This window comes from Citrobacter sp. RHBSTW-00029 (genome assembly GCF_014104295.1).
GTDB classification, from domain to species: domain Bacteria; phylum Pseudomonadota; class Gammaproteobacteria; order Enterobacterales; family Enterobacteriaceae; genus Citrobacter; species Citrobacter youngae.
This window is the reverse complement of record NZ_JABXRT010000001.1, coordinates 4,690,378-4,715,210: the sequence shown is the minus strand read 5'-3', so window position 1 is coordinate 4,715,210 and position 24,833 is coordinate 4,690,378. Positions and strand designations below refer to the sequence as shown.

Genomic DNA, 24,833 nt, shown 5'->3' with positions numbered 1-24,833 from the left:
AATCCGCTGGAAGCTTTCTGGATGAGCAGTCTGCTCATCATATTTATGCAGTAATTGAGATTCCCTCTGAAGCAAGTCCTCAAACTTGTTTGACCTATGCGAAAAGGATAAAGAGGGCGAATGCGAGGTGAGCGTATGAAACGCAAACCCCGTCGCCATGCTCTTGGTGTGCCCGTGCGCAAACGGTATCGGAGAGGTGTCCCGCAGAGCCTGGGGAGGTTCACTGATATGTTGTACGATAAATCCCTTGAGAAGGATAACTGTGGTTTCGGCCTGATCGCCCACATAGAAGGCGAACCTAGCCACAAGGTAGTGCGTACCGCCATACACGCACTGGCACGTATGCAGCACCGTGGCGCAATTCTTGCCGATGGCAAAACCGGCGATGGTTGCGGCTTGCTGTTACAAAAACCTGACCGCTTTTTCCGCATTGTTGCGCAAGAGCGCGGCTGGCGTTTAGCTAAAAACTACGCCGTCGGCATGATCTTTTTAAATAAAGACCCTGAACTGGCGGCGGCATCTCGTCGCATTGTTGAAGAAGAATTACAGCAGGAGACCCTGTCGATCGTAGGCTGGCGCGACGTGCCAACCAACGAAGGTGTTCTCGGTGAAATAGCCCTTTCCTCCCTGCCTCGTATCGAGCAAATTTTTGTTAACGCCCCTGCGGGCTGGCGTCCGCGTGATATGGAGCGTCGCCTGTTCATCGCGCGTCGTCGTATCGAAAAACGCCTCCTGCAAGACAAAGACTTCTACGTCTGTAGCTTGTCGAATCTGGTCAATATCTATAAAGGTCTGTGTATGCCGGCAGATCTGCCGCGCTTCTACCTGGACCTGGCAGACCTGCGTCTGGAATCGGCCATCTGCCTGTTCCACCAGCGCTTCTCCACCAACACCGTGCCGCGCTGGCCGCTGGCGCAGCCGTTCCGCTATCTGGCGCACAACGGTGAAATCAACACCATCACGGGCAACCGCCAGTGGGCGCGCGCCCGTACCTATAAGTTCCAGACCCCGCTGATCCCGGATCTGCACGACGCCGCGCCATTTGTTAACGAAACCGGCTCAGACTCCAGTTCGATGGATAACATGCTGGAACTGCTGCTGGCAGGCGGGATGGACATCATCCGTGCCATGCGCTTACTGGTTCCACCGGCATGGCAGAACAATCCGGATATGGATCCGGAGCTGCGCGCGTTCTTTGACTTTAACTCCATGCACATGGAACCGTGGGACGGCCCGGCGGGCATCGTCATGTCCGACGGTCGCTTCGCCGCCTGTAACCTCGACCGTAACGGCCTGCGTCCGGCACGCTACGTCATCACCAAAGACAAGCTGATTACCTGCGCCTCTGAAGTCGGGATCTGGGATTATCAGCCGGATGAAGTGGTAGAGAAAGGCCGCGTCGGCCCTGGCGAGCTGATGGTTATCGATACCCGCAGCGGGCGCATTCTGCACTCGGCCGAAACCGATGATGACCTGAAAAGCCGTCACCCATACAAAGAGTGGATGGAGAAAAACGTCCGCCGCCTGGTACCGTTCGAAGACCTGGCTGACGATCAGGTCGGCAGCCGTGAACTGGACGATGACACCCTCGCCAGCTACCAAAAACAATTTAACTACAGCGCTGAAGAGCTGGATTCCGTGATCCGCGTGCTCGGCGAAAATGGCCAGGAAGCGGTCGGTTCAATGGGTGATGATACCCCGTTTGCCGTGCTCTCCAGCCAGCCGCGCATCATCTATGACTACTTCCGCCAGCAGTTCGCACAGGTCACCAACCCGCCGATCGACCCGCTGCGTGAAGCGCACGTTATGTCGCTGGCCACCAGCATCGGTCGTGAGATGAACGTCTTCTGCGAAGCTGAAGGTCAGGCACACCGCCTGAGCTTTAAATCGCCGATCCTGCTGTACTCCGATTTCACCCAGCTTACCACCATGAAAGAGGAGCATTATCGCGCTGACCGCCTGGATATCACCTTCGACGCGACCGAAACTACGCTCGAAGAGACCGTCAAAGCATTGTGCGATAAGGCGGAACAGATGGTGCGCAACGGCACGGTACTGCTGGTACTCTCTGATCGCAACATCGCCAAAAACCGTCTGCCGGTTCCGGCGCCAATGGCCGTGGGCGCAGTGCAAACGCGTCTGGTTGAACAAAGCCTGCGTTGCGACGCCAACATCATCGTTGAAACCGCCAGTGCCCGTGACCCGCACCATTTTGCCGTCCTGCTCGGCTTTGGCGCGACGGCCATTTATCCGTATCTCGCGTATGAAACATTGGGACGTCTGATCGACACCCAGGCGATTGCCAAAGATTACCGCACCGTGATGCTGAACTACCGTAACGGCATCAATAAAGGTCTGTACAAAATCATGTCCAAAATGGGCATCTCGACCATTGCCTCCTACCGCTGCTCGAAGCTGTTTGAAGCCGTTGGTCTGCACGATGATGTCGTGGCGCTGTGCTTCCAGGGCGTAGTCAGCCGTATTAGCGGCGCAGGGTTTACCGACTTCCAGCAGGATCTGCTGAACCTCTCCAAACATGCATGGCTGGCGCGTAAGCCCATCAGCCAGGGCGGTCTGCTCAAATACGTCCACGGCGGCGAATACCACGCCTACAACCCGGACGTGGTGCGCACCCTGCAACAGGCAGTACAAAGCGGCGAGTACAGCGACTATCAGGAATATGCAAAGCTGGTCAACGAGCGCCCGGCAGCCACGCTGCGCGATTTGCTGACGATCACGCCTGGTGATGAAGCCGTCAGCATTGACGAGGTAGAACCCGCAACCGAACTGTTTAAACGTTTTGATACTGCGGCCATGTCTATCGGCGCATTAAGCCCGGAAGCACACGAAGCGATGGCCGAAGCGATGAACAGCATCGGCGGTAACTCGAACTCCGGCGAAGGCGGCGAAGACCCGGCGCGCTACGGCACCAACAAAGTGTCGCGGATTAAGCAGGTGGCTTCTGGTCGCTTTGGCGTAACCCCGGCGTATCTGGTGAACGCCGACGTGATTCAGATTAAAGTCGCTCAGGGTGCGAAGCCGGGTGAAGGCGGCCAGTTACCGGGCGACAAAGTCACTCCGTACATCGCCAAACTGCGCTATTCGGTACCGGGCGTGACGCTGATCTCCCCGCCGCCGCACCACGATATCTACTCTATCGAGGATTTAGCGCAGCTGATTTTCGACCTCAAACAGGTCAACCCGAAGGCGATGATCTCGGTGAAACTGGTTTCCGAACCGGGCGTCGGCACTATCGCTACCGGCGTGGCGAAAGCCTATGCGGATCTGATCACCATCGCGGGTTACGATGGCGGCACCGGCGCAAGCCCGCTGTCATCGGTGAAATACGCGGGCTGTCCGTGGGAGCTGGGGCTGGTGGAAACTCAACAGGCGCTGGTGGCTAATGGCCTGCGTCACAAGATTCGTCTGCAGGTCGATGGCGGTCTGAAAACTGGCGTCGATATCATTAAAGCGGCAATTCTGGGTGCAGAAAGCTTTGGCTTCGGTACCGGCCCGATGGTGGCGCTGGGCTGTAAATACCTGCGTATTTGCCATCTGAATAACTGTGCAACCGGCGTGGCGACTCAGGATGAGAAACTGCGTAAGAACCACTATCACGGCCTGCCGTTCAAAGTGACCAACTACTTTGAATTTATCGCTCGTGAAGTGCGCGAGCTGATGGCTTCGCTGGGCGTTACCCGCCTGGTGGATCTGATTGGTCGCACCGACCTGCTCAAAGAGCTGGAAGGGTTTACCGCCAAGCAGCAAAAGCTGGAGCTGTCTCGTCTGCTGGAAACCGCCGAACCGCATCCGGGTAAAGCGCTGCATTGCACCGAGAACAACCCGCCGTTTGATAATGGCGTGCTGAACGCCCAGCTGTTGCAGCAGGCGAAGCCGTTCGTCGACGAGCGCCAGAGCAAAACCTTCTGGTTCGATATCCGCAACACTGACCGTTCCGTCGGCGCATCGCTGTCGGGCTATATCGCTCAGACGCATGGCGATCAGGGGCTGGCTTCTGACCCGATTAAAGCGCATTTCAGCGGTACCGCAGGCCAGAGTTTTGGCGTGTGGAACGCGGGCGGCGTGGAGCTGTATCTGACCGGCGATGCCAACGACTATGTCGGTAAAGGCATGGCGGGTGGTCTGCTGGCAGTGCGTCCTCCGGTTGGCTCTGCTTTCCGTAGCCATGAGGCGAGCATCATCGGTAACACCTGCCTGTATGGCGCCACCGGTGGTCGCCTGTTTGCTGCGGGTCGTGCGGGTGAGCGCTTTGCAGTGCGTAACTCCGGCGCAATCACCGTGGTTGAAGGGATTGGCGACAACGGCTGTGAATACATGACCGGCGGCATCGTCTGTATTCTCGGCAAAACCGGCGTTAACTTTGGCGCAGGCATGACCGGCGGATTCGCCTACGTGCTCGACGAAGACGGTGAATTCCGCAAACGCGTAAACCCGGAACTGGTCGAAGTGCTGAGCGTGGACTCGCTGGCGATCCACGAAGAGCACCTGCGCGGCCTGATTACCGAGCACGTACAGCATACCGGCTCTTCTCACGGCGAAGAGATCCTGGCTAACTGGCCAGCATTCTCGGCGAAATTCGCGCTGGTAAAACCAAAATCCAGTGATGTGAAAGCACTGTTGGGTCACCGTAGTCGTAGCGCAGCAGAGCTGCGTGTGCAGGCGCAGTAAGGGGTAGCAGCAATGAGTCAGAACGTATACCAATTTATCGACCTGCAGCGTGTTGATCCGCCGAAGAAGCCGCTGAAGATCCGTAAGATCGAGTTTATCGAAATTTACGAGCCGTTTTCCGAAGGTCAGGCCAAAGCACAGGCAGATCGCTGCCTGTCCTGCGGTAACCCGTACTGCGAGTGGAAGTGCCCGGTGCATAACTACATCCCGAACTGGCTGAAGTTGGCGAATGAGGGACGTATTTTTGAAGCGGCAGAGCTTTCGCACCAGACCAACACCCTGCCGGAAGTCTGTGGCCGTGTATGCCCGCAGGACAGGCTGTGTGAAGGATCCTGTACGTTGAACGATGAATTTGGCGCGGTAACTATCGGCAACATCGAGCGCTATATCAACGATAAAGCATTCGAGATGGGCTGGCGTCCGGATATGACCGGCGTTCGCCAGACGGACAAGCGCGTGGCGATTATCGGTGCGGGTCCGGCGGGCCTGGCCTGTGCTGATGTGCTGACCCGCAACGGCGTAAAGGCGGTGGTATTTGACCGTCACCCGGAAATCGGCGGCTTGCTGACCTTCGGTATCCCAGCCTTCAAGCTGGAAAAAGAGGTCATGACCCGTCGCCGTGAAATCTTCACCGGCATGGGCATTGAGTTCAAACTGAACGTGGAAGTGGGCCGTGACGTACAGCTCAACGATTTGCTGAAGGATTACGACGCTGTGTTCCTGGGCGTCGGAACCTATCAGTCAATGCGCGGCGGGCTGGAAAACGAAGACGCTGAGGGCGTGTTTGATGCCCTGCCGTTCCTGATTGCTAATACCAAGCAATTGATGGGTTTTGGCGAAAGCAGCGACGAGCCATACATCAGCATGGAAGGCAAACGCGTCGTCGTGCTCGGCGGTGGCGATACCGCGATGGACTGCGTGCGCACTTCGGTTCGCCAGAATGCTGCACACGTCATTTGCGCCTATCGTCGCGACGAAGAGAACATGCCGGGTTCGAAACGCGAAGTGAAAAACGCGCGCGAAGAAGGCGTCGAGTTCCAGTTCAACGTCCAGCCGTTAGGTGTGGAAGTGAATGCCAACGGGAAAGTGTGCGGCGTGAAAATGGCGCGCACTGAAATGGGCGAACCGGATGCGAAGGGACGTCGCCGTGCGGAGATCGTCGCTGGCTCCGAGCACGTTGTTCCGGCTGATGCGGTGGTCCTGGCGTTTGGTTTCCGCCCGCACAGCATGGAATGGTTGAAAGAGCACAGCGTCGAACTGGATTCACAGGGGCGCATCATTGCCCCGGAACGTAGCGACAACGCTTTCCAGACCAGCAACCCGAAAATCTTCGCCGGTGGCGACATCGTGCGCGGTTCGGATCTGGTGGTCACCGCGATTGCCGAAGGTCGTAAAGCGGCAGACGGGATCCTAAATTACCTGGAAGTGTAATACTTCTGGCTCCCCTGACGCTGATGGATGGGGAGCCAATATTCCTCCACTAAATACATGCGGAATCATTTTTCGAAAGCCGCTCACAAATACAGCTGTATATTCAGTACATTGAAATTCCGCAGACAGTGTCTGCAGAATCTTACCATTTGGCGTAACTGACTTAATCTTTTCCACTACCCTGGTCGGCGTTTGTCCGCTTCTTATCGGTTAAAAATGTCGAGCCCAAAAATCAACGCAATCATCAACACCATAAATAATAACCATGTAAAGATTATACGTAATCGTTTGCTTTATTCTGAGAACTGTATATGATGCGGCGGATTTTTTGGGCAAAATTCAAGGAGGCGTTGTGTCGCAGGACAACAATTATAGCCAGGGCCCCGTCCCTCTGGCGGCGCGGAAAGGCGTGGTTCCACTAACATTTGTCATGTTGGGGCTTACATTTTTTTCCGCCAGTATGTGGACCGGTGGCACACTCGGTACCGGTCTTTCCTATAATGATTTCTTCCTGGCAGTTCTCTTCGGTAATCTTCTCCTCGGTATTTACACTGCATTTCTCGGTTTTATCGGCGCAAAAACAGGGCTCTCAACCCACCTTCTGGCGCGTTACTCATTTGGTTTGAAAGGTTCATGGCTTCCCTCACTGTTGTTAGGCGGCACACAGGTGGGCTGGTTTGGCGTCGGCGTGGCAATGTTCGCCATCCCGGTGGGTAAAGCGACGGGTATTGACGTCAACATCCTGATTGCAGTTTCCGGTCTGCTGATGACCATGACCATCTTCTTTGGTATCTCGGCACTCACCATTTTGTCCATCATCGCCGTCCCCGCCATCGTCGTTCTTGGCAGTTACTCTGTCTGGCTGGCAGTGAGCGATGTGGGGGGATTGGATCATTTAAAAGCAATTGTGCCACAGACACCGCTGAATTTTTCCACAGCACTGGCGCTGGTCGTCGGATCGTTTGTCAGCGCAGGAACATTAACCGCCGACTTCGTTCGCTTTGGTCGCAACGCCAAAGGCGCAGTGCTGATCGCCATGGTGGCGTTTTTCCTTGGCAACTCGCTGATGTTTATCTTCGGAGCCGCCGGAGCCGCCGCGGTAGGACAGGCGGATATCTCTGACGTGATGATTGCCCAGGGACTGCTGCTGCCCGCGATCATCGTTCTCGGCCTGAATATCTGGACAACCAATGACAACGCGCTGTACGCCTCCGGTCTGGGATTTGCCAATATTACCGGCCTTTCCAGCCGTACGCTGTCGGTGGCTAACGGTATTATCGGCACATTGTGCGCGCTGTGGCTTTACAATAACTTTGTCGGCTGGCTGACCTTTCTGTCGGCAGCAATTCCCCCCATTGGCGGGGTGATCATCGCCGACTATCTGCTGAACCATCGCCGCTATGCCGACTTCAGCAAAGCGCAATTTATTTCCGTAAACTGGATAGCGATCCTGTCCGTTGCATTGGGCATCGCCGCCGGTCACTATATTCCCGGTATTGTGCCGGTCAACGCCGTACTTGGCGGCGTATTCAGCTATATCCTGCTGAACCCACTTTTCAATCGCAGCCTTGCTAAATCCCCGGAGGTCAGCCATGCAGAATAACACCATCACCCTAACTCAAACCCGTCTGCAGGGGCGTGAAGGATTGTGGCAAATCACGATTGAAAACGGGCGTTTTAGCCGTATTGCCCCCCAGGAAACAGCATCTGCGCCACAGGGCGAGGTGCTTGATGCTGAAGGCGGGCTGGCCATTCCCCCTTTCGTTGAACCACACATCCACCTCGACACAACGCAAACGGCAGGGGAGCCCAGTTGGAACCAATCGGGTACGTTGTTTGAAGGTATTGAGCGCTGGGCCGAACGCAAGGCGATGCTCACCCACGAAGACGTGAAGACCCGCGCCATGCAGACCCTCAAGTGGCAGATGGCCAACGGCATCCAGTATGTCCGAACTCACGTAGACGTTTCCGATCCTACGCTGACGGCACTGAAAGCCATGCTGGAGGTGAAGCAAGAAGTCGCGCCGTGGGTAGAGCTGCAAATTGTCGCCTTCCCGCAAGAGGGTATTCTTTCTTACCCCAACGGCGAAGCGCTGTTAGAAGAAGCCGTGCGTTTGGGTGCCGACGTCATTGGCGCAATTCCTCACTTTGAATTCACGCGTGAATATGGCGTTGAATCGCTGCACAAAACTTTCGCCCTGGCGCAGAAGTATGACCGACTTATCGATGTGCACTGTGACGAGATTGATGATGAGCAATCGCGCTTTGTTGAAACCGTCGCGGCGCTGGCACATCGCGATGGCATGGGATCGCGCGTGACAGCCAGCCACACCACGGCGATGCATTCCTACAACGGCGCATATGCTTCCCGCCTTTTCCGTCTGTTAAAAATGTCAGGTATTAACTTCGTAGCGAATCCGCTGGTGAATATTCACCTGCAAGGACGTTTTGACACCTATCCTAAGCGCCGTGGCATCACCCGCGTCAAGGAGATGCTGGAGGCGGACATCAATGTTTGCTTTGGCCATGATGACGTTTTTGACCCGTGGTACCCGTTGGGAACCGCGAATATGCTGCAAGTTCTGCATATGGGATTACACGTGTGTCAGTTGATGGGGTACGGACAAATCAATGATGGGCTAAATCTCATCACCACCCACAGCGCGAAAACCCTACACTTACAGGACTACGGTTTAACTATTGGAAATTCCGCTAACCTGGTGATTTTACCTGCAGAAAATGGATTTGATGCGGTTCGCCGCCAGACACCGGCACGTTATTCAATTCGCCATGGGCGGGTTATTGCCGAGACCGTGCCAGGTCAGACAACGCTCCATCTGGCACAGCCAGAAGCAGTAACGTTTAAGCGCTAGATTTTCTTTTCGGAAATAGCCGCAGACTCACAGCCTGCGGCAAAAACTTATGGCGAAATATTTTCTGTCAGGCAGCTAACAAACTGGCGCGCACCTTCACAACAACTTTTTTGATTTCCGCTGGAGTCCCCGCCACACAGCCCGGTTTATGTGGTTCACCCGGCATGAAAATTGCGAACGTACCAGGGATGAGCGTAATGGCCTGTTCATCATGAATTTCAGCGCACAGCTGGTAATCCTCTGCAATATGCATCTCTTCACACTGCCGGGCAGACCCCGTCATACCAAACAGAATACGCTCTTCACCCGCCAGCAGTACCTGAATATCAATATATTGCTCGTGCAACTCCGCTTTCTTTTGCTCCGGTTGCTGCGTAACAAACTGCATAACGTTCATAAAGACATTCTCGCCTTGCAGCTCATAGCGCCCCGGTGCTTTATCCTGCGGTTTTGCCGCAACAGCCTGCGTTAATGCCTGCTGCAATACCGGATGCAATCCAGCAGAAAGCTGAGACTGTAAATCCCCTGACATCATCATCATTCTCCCTGGGCCAACAGCGCGGCCCCCAGTAGTCCAGCGTCATGACGGTAATGTGCCGCCAGTAATTTCACGTGATAAGCCGCGGGTTCCTGTACCAGCCAGGCTTTCACCTGCGCCAGATAACCTTCAGCCAACCCGACGCTTCCGCCAATAACAACGCACTGGCAGTCGGTTGTTGCCTTCACATCGGCAATCAGACGTGCCAACGTGCATGCCGATCGTTGGATCAATTGACACGCCTGCTCGTCCCCCTGTCCGGCCCGGCTAAAAATAGTTTTTGCATCACATCCAGCAAGTGAGCCTTCGGCTGCCGCTGCAATCCCACGGCCAGAAGCGATAGCTTCCACGCACCCCACACGTCCACAACCACATTGCGGGCCATTCGGATCCGCCAGTGTATGACCTACATGCCCCGCCAGCCCCCCGGCCCCGGTTAACAACTTTCCGTTGCTAACCACGCCGCCACCAACACCGGTCGAGACAGTAATAAACGCCATATCGTGGTATTCCCCGCCAAGTGCATGATATTCAGCCCACGCAGCGGCCTGTGCGTCATTCACCGCCAACGTCGGGAGACCGGTGAGAGACTCCAGCGTTTGCACCAGCGGGAAATGCATCAATCCCCCCAGATTTAATGGATTCAGTGCCAGGAGCGCGCCCTCACGGATGATGCCGGTCGAGGCAATCGCCACGCGCTGAGCCTGCGCCAGCAACGGCTCAATCAGCGCTTCCAGGGCAGCTCGCAGCGCTTGTGGTGTTTTGCTGGCGGGTGTCGGAAGTTCGTGACGGTCACGCATTTGCAGGCGACCATCCACCAGTGCAGCGGCCAGTTTAGTGCCGCCGATATCAATCGCCAGGGTGGTCATAGCGCGGCCTTCTTCATCGCCGTGGTGTACCACTGGCAAATGTGTTCCAGTCGGGTAATAGCAGAACCCACTGTCACCGCCCAGGCCCCGTGACGCATGGCTTCAGCTGCTTGTGCTGGCGTGTTATAGCGTCCTTCGGCTATCACCCGACACCCGGCATCACGTAACGCTTTCACCAGCGCCAGATCCGGCTCATCTGGTGTTTCTGGTGTCGTATAACCCGACAGCGTCGTACCAATAATTTCCGCGCCGAGTTGCCGGCAGGCCAGGCCGTCTTCCAGCGATGAACAGTCGGCCATGGCCAGACAGTGATGTTGATGAATTCGTGCCAACAGTGCGGCGACGGGAACAGGGCGCACGCGGTCTGTACCATCAATCGCTATAATGTCAGCGCCCGCCTGCGCCAACGCATCGACATCATCTAAAAATGCAGTGATGCGTACCGGGGAGTCAGCAAGATCGCGTTTCAGAATACCTATAATTGGCAGCGAAACGACCGCCCGGGTCGCCCGCAGGTTCTCCACGCCTTCAATACGCAGCGCCACCGCACCCGCCTGCTCGGCTGCCAGCGCCATGGCGGCGACAATTTCAGGTTTATCCAGCGGGCTGTCAGGAACGGGCTGGCAGGAGACAATCAGTCCGCCATCAGCGGCAATTTTTTTATCCAGTAGCTCAAGTAACGACATACATCTTCCCTTTCGAATCTTGCCCGGCTCAACGCCGGGCAAGCGGATTAACTTTTTGATTTCACCATGGTGCTTTTATCGCCGCCAAACGGCACTGCCCCACTAAACGGTTTACCATCAATGGCATCATGTGTACGTAGTGCTTCAGGCCGCAGCCAGCGCTGTACACGAGACGGCATATCAAGACCAATCAGCAGGATCACGACAAAGGTCAGGCCGAAAGAGAGCGATCCCAGCGCAGTACCCAGATCCAGACGTTGTGCAATCAGCGCTCCGATGATCGGCGCCAGTGCCCCACCAAGTGCCCCGACGTTGTAGGTAAACCCCAGGCCTGCGGCACGTTGGTCGGTATCGAAATAACCACCAATGAGTTTTGGTAAGATCCCGGAGATCCCCTGCCCAAGCATTTGCTGGAAAAACAGCAGTAAACCCAGGACCCAGACGTTGGCTCCGCCAATCGCAAACACAGGGATAATCAGCAACTGCGAGGCCAGCAGACTGCACACATAAGCCTTACGGGTACCCAGCCAGTCGCCAAGGAAACCACCGACGCAGCAGCCAACCGCCGCACCAAAGCCGCTAAAGAACAGGACCCTGGCAACCGTTGAAGGGTCATACATCAGTTCAGTTTTCAAATACGTTGGCAGCAGCGCCTGAATCGGCCACGAGTAGAGAAACGCGAACAGCACGACAACCATCAACATCACCCCCGTCGGCCAACGTTTACCGCTGCTTTGCACCATAAAGCTAATGAAGATGAAGGCACACATCAGCCCGAGGATCGCCACGATTGCCGCATTTTGCAGGTCGCCCGCAAAACAAAACCACAGCGCAGTCGCCGCTACGATGGTCATCAAGATATTGATTACCCGATGTTCGCCCCGATAGAGAATGTCCACCATCGTGCGTACCGGCGCTTTACCTTCGTGTTTTTCTTTCCAGTCCTCTGCCTCCGGAATATTTTTACGCAGCCAGAGGGCAAAGATAATCGGCAGAATGCCGATGAAGAACAGCGCACGCCATCCCCAGACCGGAACCACCAGGCTATAAACCTGGGCGGCAATCACTGCGCCAACGGAGAAACCGGAAATCAGGAAGCCACTGGCTTTGTTTCGCAGGTGCTTAGGCCAGCTTTCAATAACGTAGGTGGCGCTGGAGCCGTACTCGCCGGCCATTCCCATACCGATAACCAGGCGGGCGATAAACATGGTGGTGTAGCCCGGTGCGAAGCCGCAAGCCAGCGTCCCCACAGAGAATAGAATGATGCTGGTGACCATTGCCAGGCGACGTCCATAGCGGTCGCCCATCGCCCCCAACATTAACCCGCCAAACCAGCGGGAGATAAAGGCGGCGGAGATCAGACTGGCCGCCTGCACCGTCGTCAGTCCGAATTCGCCTTGTACTTCCGTCAGTACAAGGGCGATTAATACAAAATCAAAACCATCAAGCAAATATCCCAGCCAGGCGGCGGAGAATGCCCGCCATTGTGCCCGATTGAGATGGCGATACCACGGGATGCTCTGGGTAGAAGTACTCATTTTACTCTCCCGACGATCTTTGTTGTTGAGCCGGATGGCGGCTTTGCCTTTTTCCGGCCTACGGTCGAAAAATCCAGGCCGGGCAAGCAAAGCGCCCCCGGCTACCCGCGGTTACGCTTTTTCCGCCAGCAGTTGGTTTGCCAGCGCTTTCAGCTCCGGCAAGTATTGTTCATCTACCGGGGCAAATGGTTTACGGCACAGAGGAACAGAAACCACGTCCATATAGTGCAGTACCGTTTTCAGGCCGCGGAACACGCCAACTTTAATGAGCAGATCGATAACCTTATTGCACTCGGTTTGCAGCTTTTGTGCCGTCCGGATGTCGCCTTCTTTGAGCGCTTTCACAATTCCCTGATAACGCCACCCCATGATGTTGTAAGTGCTACCGATACCCCCATCTGCACCCGCCAACAGACCCGAAGCGAAGATCTCGTCATAGCCGTTATAAAGCACCAGATCGGGGTGAGCGCGGCGGATCTGTTCCATCTGATAGAGATCGCCTGAGGTTTGCTTCAGCGCGCCAACGCCCGGCAACGTCACCAGCGTGTTGATCTGATCCAGCGTCAGTTTTACGCCGCTCAGTGCCGGGATGTTATAGACCACCATCGGTAAGCCATCGGCGGAATCAATAATTGCGCGGTAGTGATCGCAGTGCTCTTCAAAGCTGAACGGATAGTAAAACGGCGTGACGGCCGAAACCGCATCAAATCCGTAGCGATGCGCAGCGCTCGCCAACTGCTGGCTCTCTTCGGTGCTCACCGTGCCGACGTGGGCGATCAGCGTCACCTTACCTTTTGCTTCTTCAGCAACAATTTCCAGAACCTGCTCTCTTTCAGCGCGGTTTTGGACAAAGGCCTCACCCGTTGAGCCACCGACATAGAGCCCATCGATCCCCTGCCCAATGTTGAAACGCACCAGACGGCGCAAGCTCTCGATGTCCAGTTTCTGTTGGTTATCGAATGGAGTTAACAACGCTGGCATTACGCCTTTTAAATTTCTTGCCATGACGACCTCTGACGATGATTAGTGTTATCTGACTGCATACCTTTATACCTGTTATACCAGATCAAATAAGCAGCAATACAATACAGAACGCTTATAGTGCGATCTACCTCACTAAACACTTCATCCTTCGAGCCGCCTCTGCGTTGGTTGCGTTCGCTCCCCCCTGTCACAGAGTTATCTATGCTCCAGGGGGCTCGCTCTCTTGCCGCCTTGATGCAGCTTGAATGATTTTGTGTTTAAACGATCGTCGGGATCGCGATCACTTACGCAATTTTTTGTTTTTACTGAGGGCGTGCCAGGTGGCGGAAACGCTGTTGAGATGTTCTTGTAATGCGCGGTCGGCTTCATCAGGATCATGCTGACGAATAGCCTCAACAATATCAATGTGTTGTTGATAACTCACGTTATTGTGCTCGTACAGCTCTTGATCGGGGACGGTTGGACGTGCGGCAATCAGCCAGTCCAGCAGCGCGACGTGGATCGCCATAAAGATAGGATTACCGGGGATCTCTGCCAGCACACGGTGGAAGTCAACGTCTGAACGGATGAAGAGCGCATTGTCTTCCAGCGACTGACTGTTGATCTCCAGTGCTTTCGCCAGTCTGTCGATTTGCTCGTCAGTGGCATGCTCTGCGGCATAACGCACCAGGCTGGATTCAAAGAACAAGCGCAGCTGCTCAAAATGGGAAATACCACCAGGATGTGAGAGAAAATCTTTCGCCATGCCGGACAGTTCACTGATAATCGTATCGGCCGAAGGACGTGAAACGCGGGCGCGTTCACCGTTGTTAATTTGCACCAGACCTTTGCGTTTTAACGCGGCCAGGGCTTCTCGTACAGAAGGACGGCCAACATTGAAGAAAGCCATCAGTTCTCGTTCTGACGGCAACTGTTCCCCTTCGCCAAATTCCCGACGGCGAATCATCTGCTCCAGTTCTTCTTCAACCATTTCAGACAGTTTTTTACGCGCCAGCGGGCGGCTGCGTAAGCTACGGCCAATGGTGGATGGAGAGTCTTCAGCTTGCGAATCAAATGCGTTCATAGGGTCCATTCAGCTAAGTCGTGGTGACAAATAACAGCGGGTTCATCGTAACACAGGATCGAAAGCAGGGTGAAATGGTGGTCAGTGGGGGATAAGCTCATACAAATAATATATAAAATTTCTATATTTAAATATGAATGATTGAGTGGACAGTTTTTTATTACCATGGAGGAAAACTAACTTTATGAAATCTGCGAATATGATCTTTAAAATAAATCATAAAGCACTATTTTTAAACGAAAAATAACCAATGCTCGATTATAAAAACACGATATCCACTCCAAAATACATGCCAGAAAAAATATAACATCCGCATTTAAAACAGCGTTATTACCGGATTTATCTTCTTCTCTGGCATGGAGTGAAAAAATGTTCGGCATTATTATCTCTGTCATCGTTTTATTAACGATGGGTTACCTGATCCTCAAAAACTACAAACCACAGGTAGTACTGGCAGCAGCCGGGATCTTCCTGATGATCTGCGGCGTCTGGTTGGGGTACGGCGCACTGGTCGCCAGCGACAAAAGCAGCGGTTATCTGCTGGTCGATATTTATAATGAAATTCTACGTATGCTTTCAAACCGGTCGGCAGGCCTTGGGCTGTCCATCATGGCAGTAGGCGGTTATGCCCGCTATATGGACAGAATGGGAGCCAGCCGGGCAATGGTCAGCCTGTTGAGCCGCCCACTCAAGCACATCCGCTCACCCTATATTGTGCTTGCCGCGACGTATGTAATTGGTCAAATCATGGCACAGTTCATCACCAGTGCTTCCGGATTGGGCATGCTGCTGATGGTTACGCTCTTCCCAACGCTGGTCAGCCTGGGCGTGAGCCGTTTATCCGCGGTAGCGGTCATTGCCACCTCGATGTCGATTGAATGGGGCATTCTGGAAACTAACTCAATTTTCGCCGCACAGGTTGCGGGGATGAAAATAGCCACTTATTTCTTCCACTACCAACTTCCTGTCGCATCCTGCGTCATCATCGCCGTCGCCATCGCACATTTTTTCGTTCAACGCCGGTTTGATCAAAAAACACAACCAGACAGCACAGGCTTCAGTGAACAAAAGACGCTGGAAGATGTGCCGCCACTCTATTACGCCATTTTACCGGTGATGCCGCTGCTCCTGATGTTGGGTTCGCTGTTGCTGGCGCATATGGGATTAATGCAGGCAGAGTTGAATCTGGTGGTGGTGATGCTAATGAGCTTGACGCTGACCATGTTTGTGGAGTTTCTTCATAAACATAATCTGCGTGAGACTATGGATGATGTGCAGGCGTTTTTTGACGGCATGGGAACACAATTTGCCAACGTCGTCACACTGGTGGTGGCCGGTGAGATCTTTGCCAAGGGTTTAACCACTATCGGCACCGTTGATGCGGTGATTAAAGGTGCGGAACACTCCGGGCTTGGCGGTATCGGTGTGATGATCATTATGGCCGTGGTTATCGCCACCTGTGCAATTGTAATGGGATCCGGGAATGCACCGTTTATGTCATTCGCCAGTCTGATCCCGGATATTGCTGCGGGGCTGCATATTCCTGCGGTTGTGATGATTATGCCGATGCACTTCGCCACCACGCTGGCACGTGCGGTTTCACCGATTACCGCTGTGATTGTCGTGACATCCGGTATTGCTGGCGTGTCGCCTTTTGAGGTAGTAAAACGGACAGCCATCCCAATGGCGATAGGATTTGTGGTCAATATGATTGCCACTATCGCGCTGTTTTATTGATATCTGACGCAGAATGCAAAACAGGCCCGCAAGGGCCTGTTTGATTATTTCACTACGCGTAGCGCCGGACGCCCACCGCGAGGAGGCGGCGGTGTGTCGTCAGGATCGTCATCGTGATTATCCGGTTTATCGCCATCAATCACCGACATCACCGTTTCGTTTTCGCCTTCCGGCACGACATCGTCATCATTGAGGCTGTCGACATCTTCGTCATAGGCCGCTTCAGGTTCAAACATCGTTCCTGCGCCGTTTTCACGGGCATAGATCGCGAGTACCGCCGCCAGTGGTACGGAAACGTTGCGCGGCACGCCGCCAAAGCGCGCGTTAAAGCGCACTTCGTCGTTTGCCAGTTCCAGATTGCCCACGGCACGCGGCGCAATATTCAAAACAATTTGCCCGTCACGTGCATATTCCATCGGAACCTGCACGCCCTGGAGCGTCACATCCACCACCAGGTGCGGCGTGAGCTGGTTGTCTAGCAACCACTCATAGAATGCGCGCAGCAGATACGGACGGCGTGGTGTTAGCTGTGGCAAATCCATACAGGTTAACCCCGGCCCAGACGCATTTCACGTTCAGGCTCAGTCAGAGAAGCCAGGAAAGAGTCACGTTCGAAGACGCGAGTCATGTACCCTTTCAGTTCTTTCGAACCTGCACCGTTGAATTCAATACCCAGCTGCGGTAAACGCCACAGCAGCGGCGCCAGGTAGCAATCTACCAGGCTGAACTCATCGCTCAGGAAGTAAGGTTTCTGGCCAAATACTGGCGCAATTGCCAGCAGTTCTTCGCGCAGACGCTTACGCGCGACTTCGGCTTCAGAAGCAGAACCGTTCACGATGACGTTCATCAGCGTGTACCAGTCTTTTTCAATACGCTGCATGTACAGGCGGCTCTCACCACGCGCAACCGGGTAAACCGGCATCAGCGGCGGATGCGGGAAACGCTCATCCAGGTATTCCATAATGATGCGAGATTCCCACAGGGTCAGCTCACGATCCACCAGTGTCGGGACGCTCTGATTCGGGTTGAGGTCGATCAGATCCTGCGGTGGATTGTCCTTTTCCACGTGCTCAATCTCGAAACTAACACCTTTTTCAGCCAGCACGATGCGGACCTGATGGCTATAGATGTCAGTAGGACCAGAAAACAGCGTCATTACCGAACGTTTGTTGGCAGCGACAGCCATGAAAACCTCCAGGTATATTCAGAATTTTTACTGCTACCAGCCACTATGTGACCAGCCAGAAGTGATGTCACCCAGATTCGGGAAAGTCATTACTGTTCAAAATACAAACAAAAAATGAACAATACCGGATATTTGGGCAGAAAATTGGATGATAGTTTACCAGATTTTGTGACCTTTGTGGTGAGTCGATTCTGGAAATGGGGAAAAAGAGGTGGCAATCAGCGGATTACCGTGGTTCTACGCGGAGAAATAACCATAAAAAAACCCGCCGAGGCGGGTTTTTTTGCAAATTGTCGTCTGCCGGAGCAGAGTACAATTAACGTTTGGAGAACTGAGGACGACGGCGTGCTTTACGCAGACCGACTTTCTTACGTTCAACCTGACGAGCATCACGGGTAACGAAGCCAGCTTTACGCAGTTCGCCACGCAGGGATTCGTCGTACTCCATCAGAGCGCGGGTGATACCGTGACGGATCGCACCAGCCTGACCAGAGATACCACCACCTTTAACAGTGATGTACAGATCCAGTTTCTCAACCATGTCGACCAGTTCCAGCGGCTGACGAACTACCATGCGGGCAGTTTCACGACCGAAGTACTGTTCCAGAGAACGTTGGTTGATTACGATTTTACCACTGCCCGGTTTGATGAAAACGCGAGCTGCGGAACTTTTGCGGCGACCAGTGCCGTAGTATTGATTTTCAGCCATTGCCTATAATCCCGATTAGATGTCAAGAACTTGCGGTTGCTGTGCCGCGTGGTTGTGCTCGTTGCCAGCGTAAACTTTCAGTTTACGGAACATAGCACGACCCAGCGGGCCTTTTGGCAGCATGCCTTTAACCGCGATTTCAAGCACACGCTCAGGACGGCGAGCAATCATCTCTTCAAAGGTCGCTTGTTTGATACCACCGATGTGGCCGGTGTGGTGATAGTACACTTTGTCAGTACGCTTGTTGCCGGTTACAGCAACTTTGTCAGCGTTCAGAACGATGATGTAATCACCGGTATCTACGTGCGGAGTGTATTCCGCTTTGTGCTTACCGCGCAGGCGCAGAGCCAGTTCGGAAGCCAGACGGCCCAGAGTTTTACCGGTCGCGTCAACAACATACCAGTCGCGTTTTACGGTTTCTGGTTTAGCTGTAAAAGTTTTCATTAAAAGCTTACCCAAATAAATAAGTTACACGTTGGTGAACACCCAAACGTTTTGTCAGTTGAGGTTCACACGACATTGTCCAGCAAACCTACCCCTTCGAATAGCCTATGCCGGCGCATAGAAAGTTTTGGGAAAAAAACTCTCTCGTAACGTGGGGTCGCAAGATTATAGAGAAGTCAGGGTCAAAGATCGACCCCTTTATGTGATTTGCGGCAGGTTTAACCGGCTAAATGTTCCCGCTTCAGATACTCCTCGCTTTGCATCTCCTGCAAACGCGACAAACAACGCTGGAATTCAAACTTCAGGCGCTCGCCCTGGTAGATTCCATATAAAGGCGCTGCGGCGCTGACCACCAGCTTAACGTGGCGTTCGTAGAACTCATCAACCAGCGCGATAAAGCGTCGTGCCTCACTCTCCATCAGCGTCGTCATGACCGGTACATCAAACAACAGCACAGTGTGGAACAGGCGCGACAGTGCAATGTAGTCATGCTGGCTACGCGCATCGACACAGAGCGTAGTGAACGATACCGCCAGCGTTTGGTTCTCAACGGCCAGCGTCTGCATCGGACGATGATTGATCTCCAGCATCGGCGCATGTTCACCTTTGGTTCCCGCTAATGCCAGCCAGAGTTTATCCATCTGTTGGCGGGTTTCCTCATTCAGTGGCGACAGCCACAAATGCGCCTGCGTTAAGGTGCGCAGACGATAATCGACGCCAGCATCAACATTCATGATGTCGCAATGCTGTTTGATAGCATCAATGGCAGGAAGAAAACGCGCACGTTGCAAACCGTTACGATACAGTTCATCTGGCGGAATATTGGAGGTCGCGACCAGCGTAATGCCACGGGCAAACAGCGCCTTCATCAGGCCGCCGAGCAGCATGGCATCGGTGATGTCAGAAACAAAAAACTCGTCAAAGCACAGCACATCCGTTTCGGTTTTGAAGCGGTCAGCAATCACTTCCAACGGGTCGGTCTGGCCTTGCAGAGCCGTCAGCTCTTCATGCACGCGCAGCATGAAGCGGTGAAAGTGCAAACGCTGTTTACGTCCGCCAGGCAGGCTATGGTAGAACAAATCCATCAGCCAGGTTTTCCCGCGCCCTACGCCCCCCCACATATACAGACCACGCACTGGCGTGTTTTCTTTCGGCTCACGTTTACCCAGCAATTTACCAAAGCGGGCCATCAGTCCACTCTCCTGCGCCGCTGGAGGTGCAATCGTCGTGAGCTCCTGGTAAATCGTTTCCAGTCGATTCACCGCTTCTTGTTGTACGTTGTCGGGTTGATGGCTGCCGTCGTTAAGGGCCTGCAGGTATCGCGATGTCGGGGAAAGGCTTTGCATGATGTTATTGTTATTCCTTGAGAATCGATGTGCCGTCGCTCACGGTTGACGAAAAAAAGGCCGTTCTACATTACGTGATATAAACACGGGATTCCACTTCTACGGGATTAGCGGTTATAGTGGCATAATCAGGCGCAGGCATGGAGCCTAAAGCCAACACCCTACGGAAACACAAGACAACGGGAGATGTTCATGACCTGGGAATATGCGCTAATTGGGTTAGTCGTCGGTATCATTATTGGTGCTGTAGCCATGCGTTTTGGTAATCGTAAATTACGCCAACAGCAGGCATTACAGTACGAACTGGAAAAGAACAAAGCTGAACTGGAAGAGTACCGCGAAGAGCTGGTGAGTCATTTCGCCCGCAGCGCTGAGCTACTGGATAACATGGCTGATGATTATCGTCAGATCTATCAGCATATGGCGAAAAGCTCCAGCAGCCTGCTGCCGGGCATGTCAGCGGAAAACAACCCATTCCGCAATCGTCTGGCTGAGTCTGAAGCAGGTAACGATCAGGCGCCGGTTCAGATGCCGCGTGACTATTCCGAAGGGGCTTCCGGCCTGCTGCGTAGTGGCGCAAAGCGCGACTAACCGCACATCGTTAAGAAATTTATTGGGCGCAGCAATTGCGCCCTCCGCTTCTCTTCCCGTCCCAGCTATTATTTAGTCGTTAGCCTCATTGTGACCAAACCGAAAATTCAATAACATCAAACTGTTTTGAATCATCTTCCGTTTACTCAAGGTACGAGAGCAGGATCCATGAAAAAACAAACCCAGCTGTTGAGTGCATTAGCGTTAAGTGTCGGGTTAACTCTCTCGGCGCCATTCCCGGCCGCAGCGTCGATTCCCGGTCAGGCTGCGCTCCCCAGCCTCGCCCCGATGCTGGAGAAAGTGTTACCTGCCGTGGTGAGCGTAAGGGTCGAAGGTACCGCCACTCAGGGGCAGAAAGTCCCGGAAGAGTTCAAAAAGTTTTTTGGTGATGATCTTCCCGATCAACCTTCCCAACCTTTTGAAGGGTTAGGTTCCGGGGTCATTATTGATGCCGCCAAAGGCTACGTCCTGACCAATAACCACGTCATTAACCAGGCGCAAAAAATCAGCGTCCAGCTTAATGATGGCCGTGAGTTCGACGCTAAGCTTATCGGCAGCGACGATCAGAGCGACATCGCTCTGCTGCAAATTCAGCATCCCAGCAACCTGACGCAAATTGCCATTGCCGACTCCGACAAACTCCGCGTGGGTGACTTTGCTGTCGCCGTCGGTAACCCGTTTGGCCTGGGACAAACTGCCACCTCTGGCATTGTATCGGCTTTGGGGCGCAGCGGGTTGAACCTCGAAGGTCTGGAAAACTTTATTCAGACTGACGCTTCCATCAACCGGGGTAACTCTGGCGGTGCATTGCTTAACCTCAACGGTGAGCTGATTGGTATTAACACCGCGATTCTGGCTCCCGGCGGCGGCAGCATTGGGATCGGCTTTGCTATCCCCAGTAACATGGCGCGTACGCTGGCGCAGCAGTTAATGCAGTTTGGCGAAATCAAACGCGGTCTGTTGGGTATTAAAGGGACTGAAATGACCGCTGACATCGCTAAAGCATTCAAACTGGATGTACAACGTGGCGCGTTTGTCAGCGAAGTTCTGCCTAACTCTGGCTCCGCAAAAGCGGGGGTGAAATCCGGTGATGTTATTACCAGTCTTAACGGCAAACCGCTCAGTAGTTTCGCCGAACTGCGTTCACGTATTGCGACAACCGAACCGGGGACCAAAGTCAAACTGGGCCTGCTGCGTAACGGTAAACCACTGGACGTTGAAGTGACGCTGGATACCAGTACATCATCTTCCGCCAGTGCGGAAATGATTGCTCCGGCGTTGCAAGGAGCCACGCTCAGCGACGGGCAGCTAAAAGATGGTGCCAAAGGCATTCGAATTGATAACGTTGAAAAAAGTAGCCCAGCTGCACAGGCCGGCCTGCATAAAGATGACGTTATCATCGCCGTTAACCGCGATCGGGTGAACTCGATTGCCGAAATGCGCAAAGTGCTGGAAACGAAACCGTCAATCATTGCTCTGCAGGTCGTTCGTGGAAACGAGAGTATTTACCTGCTTTTGCGTTAACCAGGACAACCGGACATCAGCCCCCCGTGTGATGTCCGGTAAACTCGTGATATGCTGCTGCCGTTCCCTTTTTTAATGACGCCGCCATCATGTTTGTGAAGCTTTTACGTTCGGTCGCGATTGGTTTAATCGTCGGCGCCATTCTGCTGGCCGCGATGCCCTCTTTGCGAAAAATTAATACGCTTACCGCACCACAGTTCGACAGCACAGATGAAACACCTGCCAGCTATAACCCGGCAGTTCGCCGTGCTGCGCCTGCCGTGGTCAACGTGTACAACCGCAGTATGAACAGCACGACGCATAACCAGCTTGAGATCCGCACGCTCGGTTCAGGCGTGATCATGGATCAGCGCGGCTATATCATCACCAACAAACATGTCATTAATGATGCCGACCAAATCATCGTCGCATTGCAGGATGGGCGTGTCTTTGAAGCGTTGCTTGTTGGCTCCGATACCTTAACCGACCTTGCGGTGCTGAAAATCAACGCAGCAGGCGGGCTGCCGACGATCCCGATTAATAACAAACGTGTACCGCATATTGGTGATGTCGTGCTTGCCATTGGTAACCCGTACAACCTCGGGCAAACCATCACTCAGGGGATCATCAGCGCCACGGGTCGTATTGGCCTGAACCCAACGGGTCGGCAAAACTTCCTGCAAACAGATGCATCCATTAACCATGGTAACTCTGGCGGTGCGCTGGTTAATTCTCTGGGTGAGTTGATGGGGATTAACACACTGTCGTTTGATAAAAGCAATGATGGTGAAACGCCGGAAGGGATTGGCTTTGCCATTCCGTTTCAGTTGGCGACGAAAATCATGGATAAGCTGATCCGCGACGGGCGCGTTATTCGTGGCTACATCGGCATCAGCGGGCGTGAAATTGCACCGCTGCATGCACAAGGTAGCGGCATGGATCAAATTCAGGGAATTGTCGTGAACGAAGTGGCACCGGATGGCCCTGCGGCCCAGGCCGGAATTCAGGTCAACGACCTCATCATTTCGGTAAATAATAAACCGGCAGTATCAGCGCTGGAGACCATGGATCAGGTCGCTGAGATTCGCCCCGGTTCGGTTATCTCCGTGGTCGTGATGCGCGATGACAAGCAGTTGACGCTGCAGGTCACGATTCAGGAATATCCGGCGACGAACTAACGCGGATATAAAAAAACCGGAAATCATCCGGTTTTTTTAACATTTCGATGGGCTTGTAGGCCAGATAAGGTGTTTACACCGCATCCGGCATCTGTATGCCTGATGGCGACGCAAAACGTCTTATCAGGCCTACCGAAAAGAGTTATTTAACGAACTCTTCGCCCAGCGTGATATCTTTCTTCAGCGTATCCAGCATGCCTTCCAGCGAGCTTTGTTCGAACGCGCTCAGTTTACCGATGGACTGACGTTCTTCTACGCCATTTTTGCCCAGCAGCAGCGGCTGAGAGAAGAAGCGAGCATACTGGCCATCGCCTTCAACGTAAGCACATTCCACCACACCTTTTTCGCCGCTCAGCGCGCGAACCAGTGACAGACCGAAACGTGCCGCAGCCTGACCCATAGACAGGGTTGCAGACCCGCCACCGGCTTTTGCTTCCACAACTTCAGTACCCGCGTTCTGGATACGTTTGGTCAGGTCGGCCGCTTCTTGTTCAGTGAAGCTTACACCAGGGATTTGTGACAGCAGCGGCAGAATGGTCACACCAGAGTGTCCACCGATAACCGGGACTTCAACGTCGCCAGGCTGCTTGCCTTTCAGTTCCGCCACAAAGGTGTTGGAGCGGATGATGTCCAGCGTAGTTACGCCAAACAGTTTGTTCTTATCGTATACGCCTGCTTTTTTCAGCACTTCAGCAGCAATAGCAACGGTCGTGTTCACTGGGTTAGTGATGATACCGATACACGCTTTCGGGCAAGTTGTAGCAACCTGCTGCACCAGATTCTTCACGATGCCAGCATTCACGTTAAACAGGTCAGAACGGTCCATACCTGGTTTACGTGCAACACCCGCAGAAATCAGCACCACGTCAGCACCTTCCAGTGCAGGGGTCGCATCTTCACCGCTGAAGCCTTTGATTTTCACAGCAGTAGGGATATGGCTCAAATCAACGGCCACACCAGGCGTTACTGGAGCGATGTCGTACAGGGAGAGTTCTGAACCTGAAGGCAGTTGGGTTTTTAACAGTAATGCTAGCGCCTGACCGATACCACCAGCAGCGCCGAGGACTGCAACTTTCATCCTAAACTCCTTATTATATTGATAAGCAAAATGTCTATTGCTCCGCGGCGGCGACCTTAATTCACAAATCCAACGAATTCAATAACCACGCGTCAAGAATGCGTAGTCACGCAAATTTGGCTTTTATGCATTTAACTTACGTAAAATAAAACCTAAGTTACGTAATTCAAAACCACTCGCACAGTAGAGCAACTTTCCAACAGGTGCTGACAATATACCCTACAGCCATCTCAAAACAACATCAATTTGATAACATTTAATTTACTTTTAATCTTATTTGCGAGCCGTGACACAGGCATGTTTCTTGATAACGAAATTTGATAAAATTCCGCTCTTTCATAACATTATTTCAGCCTTGAACGAGGCAGACCGTTTGCATAAAAATTCATC

Annotated in this window: 20 protein-coding genes; 8 read left to right on the top strand and 12 right to left on the bottom strand. The window is 53.5% G+C overall.

Features of this window, described 5'->3' with window-relative positions; genetic code table 11:
* The first annotated feature begins 228 nt into the window (after positions 1-228).
* The 4 genes from gltB to HV041_RS22800 all read left to right on the top strand — a co-directional run bounded on the left by gltB (position 229) and on the right by HV041_RS22800 (position 8,993).
* Positions 229-4,689 carry a glutamate synthase large subunit gene (gene gltB, locus HV041_RS22815; RefSeq protein ID WP_182294288.1) on the top strand — a complete coding sequence of 1,487 codons (4,461 nt, stop codon included), beginning with the start codon at positions 229-231 and terminating at the stop codon, positions 4,687-4,689.
* Between the two features lie 12 nt (positions 4,690-4,701).
* Positions 4,702-6,120, top strand: coding sequence for a glutamate synthase small subunit (locus HV041_RS22810; protein ID WP_016151062.1), 1,419 nt, complete (start codon positions 4,702-4,704; stop codon positions 6,118-6,120).
* A 352-nt stretch (positions 6,121-6,472) separates the two neighbouring features.
* Positions 6,473-7,723, top strand: coding sequence for a cytosine permease (gene codB, locus HV041_RS22805; protein WP_121585115.1), 1,251 nt, complete (start codon positions 6,473-6,475; stop codon positions 7,721-7,723).
* Positions 7,713-8,993, top strand: coding sequence for a cytosine deaminase (locus tag HV041_RS22800; RefSeq protein ID WP_040234146.1), 1,281 nt, complete (start codon positions 7,713-7,715; stop codon positions 8,991-8,993). Before codB ends, HV041_RS22800 begins: the two co-directional genes overlap by 11 nt.
* Before the next feature lie 67 nt (positions 8,994-9,060).
* On the opposite strand, the gene nanQ is transcribed toward HV041_RS22800, so the two are convergent.
* From nanQ to nanR, 6 genes are all read right to left on the bottom strand, one after another.
* A complete protein-coding gene (gene nanQ, locus HV041_RS22795; protein ID WP_040234182.1) occupies positions 9,061-9,528 on the bottom strand; it encodes an N-acetylneuraminate anomerase in 468 nt (155 codons plus the stop codon).
* A gap of 2 nt (positions 9,529-9,530) precedes the next feature.
* Positions 9,531-10,400: an N-acetylmannosamine kinase gene (gene nanK / locus HV041_RS22790; protein WP_005121341.1), complete on the bottom strand. Its 870-nt coding sequence runs from the start codon at positions 10,398-10,400 to the stop codon at positions 9,531-9,533.
* Positions 10,397-11,086, bottom strand: coding sequence for an N-acetylmannosamine-6-phosphate 2-epimerase (locus tag HV041_RS22785; RefSeq protein ID WP_005121342.1), 690 nt, complete (start codon positions 11,084-11,086; stop codon positions 10,397-10,399). Before HV041_RS22785 ends, nanK begins: the two co-directional genes overlap by 4 nt.
* A 47-nt stretch (positions 11,087-11,133) precedes the next feature.
* A complete protein-coding gene (locus HV041_RS22780) occupies positions 11,134-12,624 on the bottom strand; it encodes an MFS transporter (RefSeq protein WP_121585116.1) in 1,491 nt (496 codons plus the stop codon).
* Between the two features lie 111 nt (positions 12,625-12,735).
* Positions 12,736-13,629, bottom strand: a complete 894-nt coding sequence (gene nanA, locus HV041_RS22775; RefSeq protein ID WP_121585117.1) for an N-acetylneuraminate lyase — start codon at positions 13,627-13,629, stop codon at positions 12,736-12,738.
* Positions 13,630-13,888: 259 nt separating this feature from the next.
* Entirely contained in the window at positions 13,889-14,680 is a 792-nt protein-coding gene (gene nanR / locus HV041_RS22770) for a transcriptional regulator NanR (RefSeq protein WP_040234156.1), read from the bottom strand.
* A gap of 360 nt (positions 14,681-15,040) precedes the next feature.
* Between nanR and dcuC the strand changes: the two genes are divergently transcribed.
* Positions 15,041-16,408, top strand: a complete 1,368-nt coding sequence (gene dcuC, locus HV041_RS22765; protein ID WP_121585118.1) for an anaerobic C4-dicarboxylate transporter DcuC — start codon at positions 15,041-15,043, stop codon at positions 16,406-16,408.
* A 44-nt stretch (positions 16,409-16,452) separates the two neighbouring features.
* Here the strand turns inward: dcuC and sspB are convergent, their stop codons facing one another.
* The 5 genes from sspB to zapE form a co-directional block, all read right to left on the bottom strand.
* Positions 16,453-16,950: a ClpXP protease specificity-enhancing factor gene (sspB, locus tag HV041_RS22760; protein WP_005121347.1), complete on the bottom strand. Its 498-nt coding sequence runs from the start codon at positions 16,948-16,950 to the stop codon at positions 16,453-16,455.
* A 5-nt stretch (positions 16,951-16,955) separates the two neighbouring features.
* The gene (sspA, locus tag HV041_RS22755) at positions 16,956-17,594 is read right to left on the bottom strand and encodes a stringent starvation protein SspA (protein WP_003025132.1); all 639 of its coding nucleotides are present in this window, start codon (positions 17,592-17,594) and stop codon (positions 16,956-16,958) included.
* A gap of 316 nt (positions 17,595-17,910) precedes the next feature.
* Positions 17,911-18,303 (bottom strand): 30S ribosomal protein S9, encoded by a 393-nt coding sequence (rpsI, locus tag HV041_RS22750; protein WP_003025138.1) that lies wholly within the window; start codon positions 18,301-18,303, stop codon positions 17,911-17,913.
* Positions 18,304-18,318: 15 nt separating this feature from the next.
* Positions 18,319-18,747, bottom strand: coding sequence for a 50S ribosomal protein L13 (gene rplM, locus HV041_RS22745; RefSeq protein ID WP_003025141.1), 429 nt, complete (start codon positions 18,745-18,747; stop codon positions 18,319-18,321).
* A gap of 218 nt (positions 18,748-18,965) precedes the next feature.
* Entirely contained in the window at positions 18,966-20,093 is a 1,128-nt protein-coding gene (gene zapE / locus HV041_RS22740; RefSeq protein WP_121585119.1) for a cell division protein ZapE, read from the bottom strand.
* A gap of 192 nt (positions 20,094-20,285) precedes the next feature.
* On the opposite strand from zapE, the gene zapG reads away from it, so the two are divergent.
* The 3 genes from zapG (at position 20,286) to degS (ending at position 23,365) form a co-directional block, all read left to right on the top strand.
* Positions 20,286-20,684, top strand: coding sequence for a Z-ring associated protein ZapG (gene zapG / locus HV041_RS22735; protein WP_005121352.1), 399 nt, complete (start codon positions 20,286-20,288; stop codon positions 20,682-20,684).
* A gap of 168 nt (positions 20,685-20,852) precedes the next feature.
* Positions 20,853-22,208, top strand: coding sequence for a serine endoprotease DegQ (gene degQ, locus HV041_RS22730; RefSeq protein WP_121585120.1), 1,356 nt, complete (start codon positions 20,853-20,855; stop codon positions 22,206-22,208).
* Positions 22,209-22,297: 89 nt separating this feature from the next.
* Complete coding sequence (gene degS, locus HV041_RS22725) at positions 22,298-23,365, top strand: outer membrane-stress sensor serine endopeptidase DegS (RefSeq protein WP_005121354.1); 1,068 nt, start codon at positions 22,298-22,300, stop codon at positions 23,363-23,365.
* Positions 23,366-23,507: 142 nt separating this feature from the next.
* On the opposite strand, the gene mdh is transcribed toward degS, so the two are convergent.
* Positions 23,508-24,443, bottom strand: coding sequence for a malate dehydrogenase (gene mdh, locus HV041_RS22720; RefSeq protein ID WP_040234161.1), 936 nt, complete (start codon positions 24,441-24,443; stop codon positions 23,508-23,510).
* Positions 24,444-24,833: the final 390 nt, after the last annotated feature.

Coding starts and splice junctions, on each gene's coding strand:
- rplM (WP_003025141.1), bottom strand. CDS start 18,747: ATGAAAACTTTTACAGCTAAACCAGAAACCGTAAAACGCGACTGGTAT.
- nanR (WP_040234156.1), bottom strand. CDS start 14,680: ATGGACCCTATGAACGCATTTGATTCGCAAGCTGAAGACTCTCCATCC.
- degS (WP_005121354.1), top strand. CDS start 22,298: ATGTTTGTGAAGCTTTTACGTTCGGTCGCGATTGGTTTAATCGTCGGC.
- gltB (WP_182294288.1), top strand. CDS start 229: ATGTTGTACGATAAATCCCTTGAGAAGGATAACTGTGGTTTCGGCCTG.
- degQ (WP_121585120.1), top strand. CDS start 20,853: ATGAAAAAACAAACCCAGCTGTTGAGTGCATTAGCGTTAAGTGTCGGG.
- HV041_RS22780 (WP_121585116.1), bottom strand. CDS start 12,624: ATGAGTACTTCTACCCAGAGCATCCCGTGGTATCGCCATCTCAATCGG.
- mdh (WP_040234161.1), bottom strand. CDS start 24,443: ATGAAAGTTGCAGTCCTCGGCGCTGCTGGTGGTATCGGTCAGGCGCTA.
- dcuC (WP_121585118.1), top strand. CDS start 15,041: ATGTTCGGCATTATTATCTCTGTCATCGTTTTATTAACGATGGGTTAC.
- nanA (WP_121585117.1), bottom strand. CDS start 13,629: ATGGCAAGAAATTTAAAAGGCGTAATGCCAGCGTTGTTAACTCCATTC.
- zapE (WP_121585119.1), bottom strand. CDS start 20,093: ATGCAAAGCCTTTCCCCGACATCGCGATACCTGCAGGCCCTTAACGAC.
- nanK (WP_005121341.1), bottom strand. CDS start 10,400: ATGACCACCCTGGCGATTGATATCGGCGGCACTAAACTGGCCGCTGCA.
- sspA (WP_003025132.1), bottom strand. CDS start 17,594: ATGGCTGTCGCTGCCAACAAACGTTCGGTAATGACGCTGTTTTCTGGT.
- rpsI (WP_003025138.1), bottom strand. CDS start 18,303: ATGGCTGAAAATCAATACTACGGCACTGGTCGCCGCAAAAGTTCCGCA.
- HV041_RS22810 (WP_016151062.1), top strand. CDS start 4,702: ATGAGTCAGAACGTATACCAATTTATCGACCTGCAGCGTGTTGATCCG.
- nanQ (WP_040234182.1), bottom strand. CDS start 9,528: ATGATGTCAGGGGATTTACAGTCTCAGCTTTCTGCTGGATTGCATCCG.
- zapG (WP_005121352.1), top strand. CDS start 20,286: ATGACCTGGGAATATGCGCTAATTGGGTTAGTCGTCGGTATCATTATT.
- sspB (WP_005121347.1), bottom strand. CDS start 16,950: ATGGATTTGCCACAGCTAACACCACGCCGTCCGTATCTGCTGCGCGCA.
- HV041_RS22785 (WP_005121342.1), bottom strand. CDS start 11,086: ATGTCGTTACTTGAGCTACTGGATAAAAAAATTGCCGCTGATGGCGGA.
- HV041_RS22800 (WP_040234146.1), top strand. CDS start 7,713: ATGCAGAATAACACCATCACCCTAACTCAAACCCGTCTGCAGGGGCGT.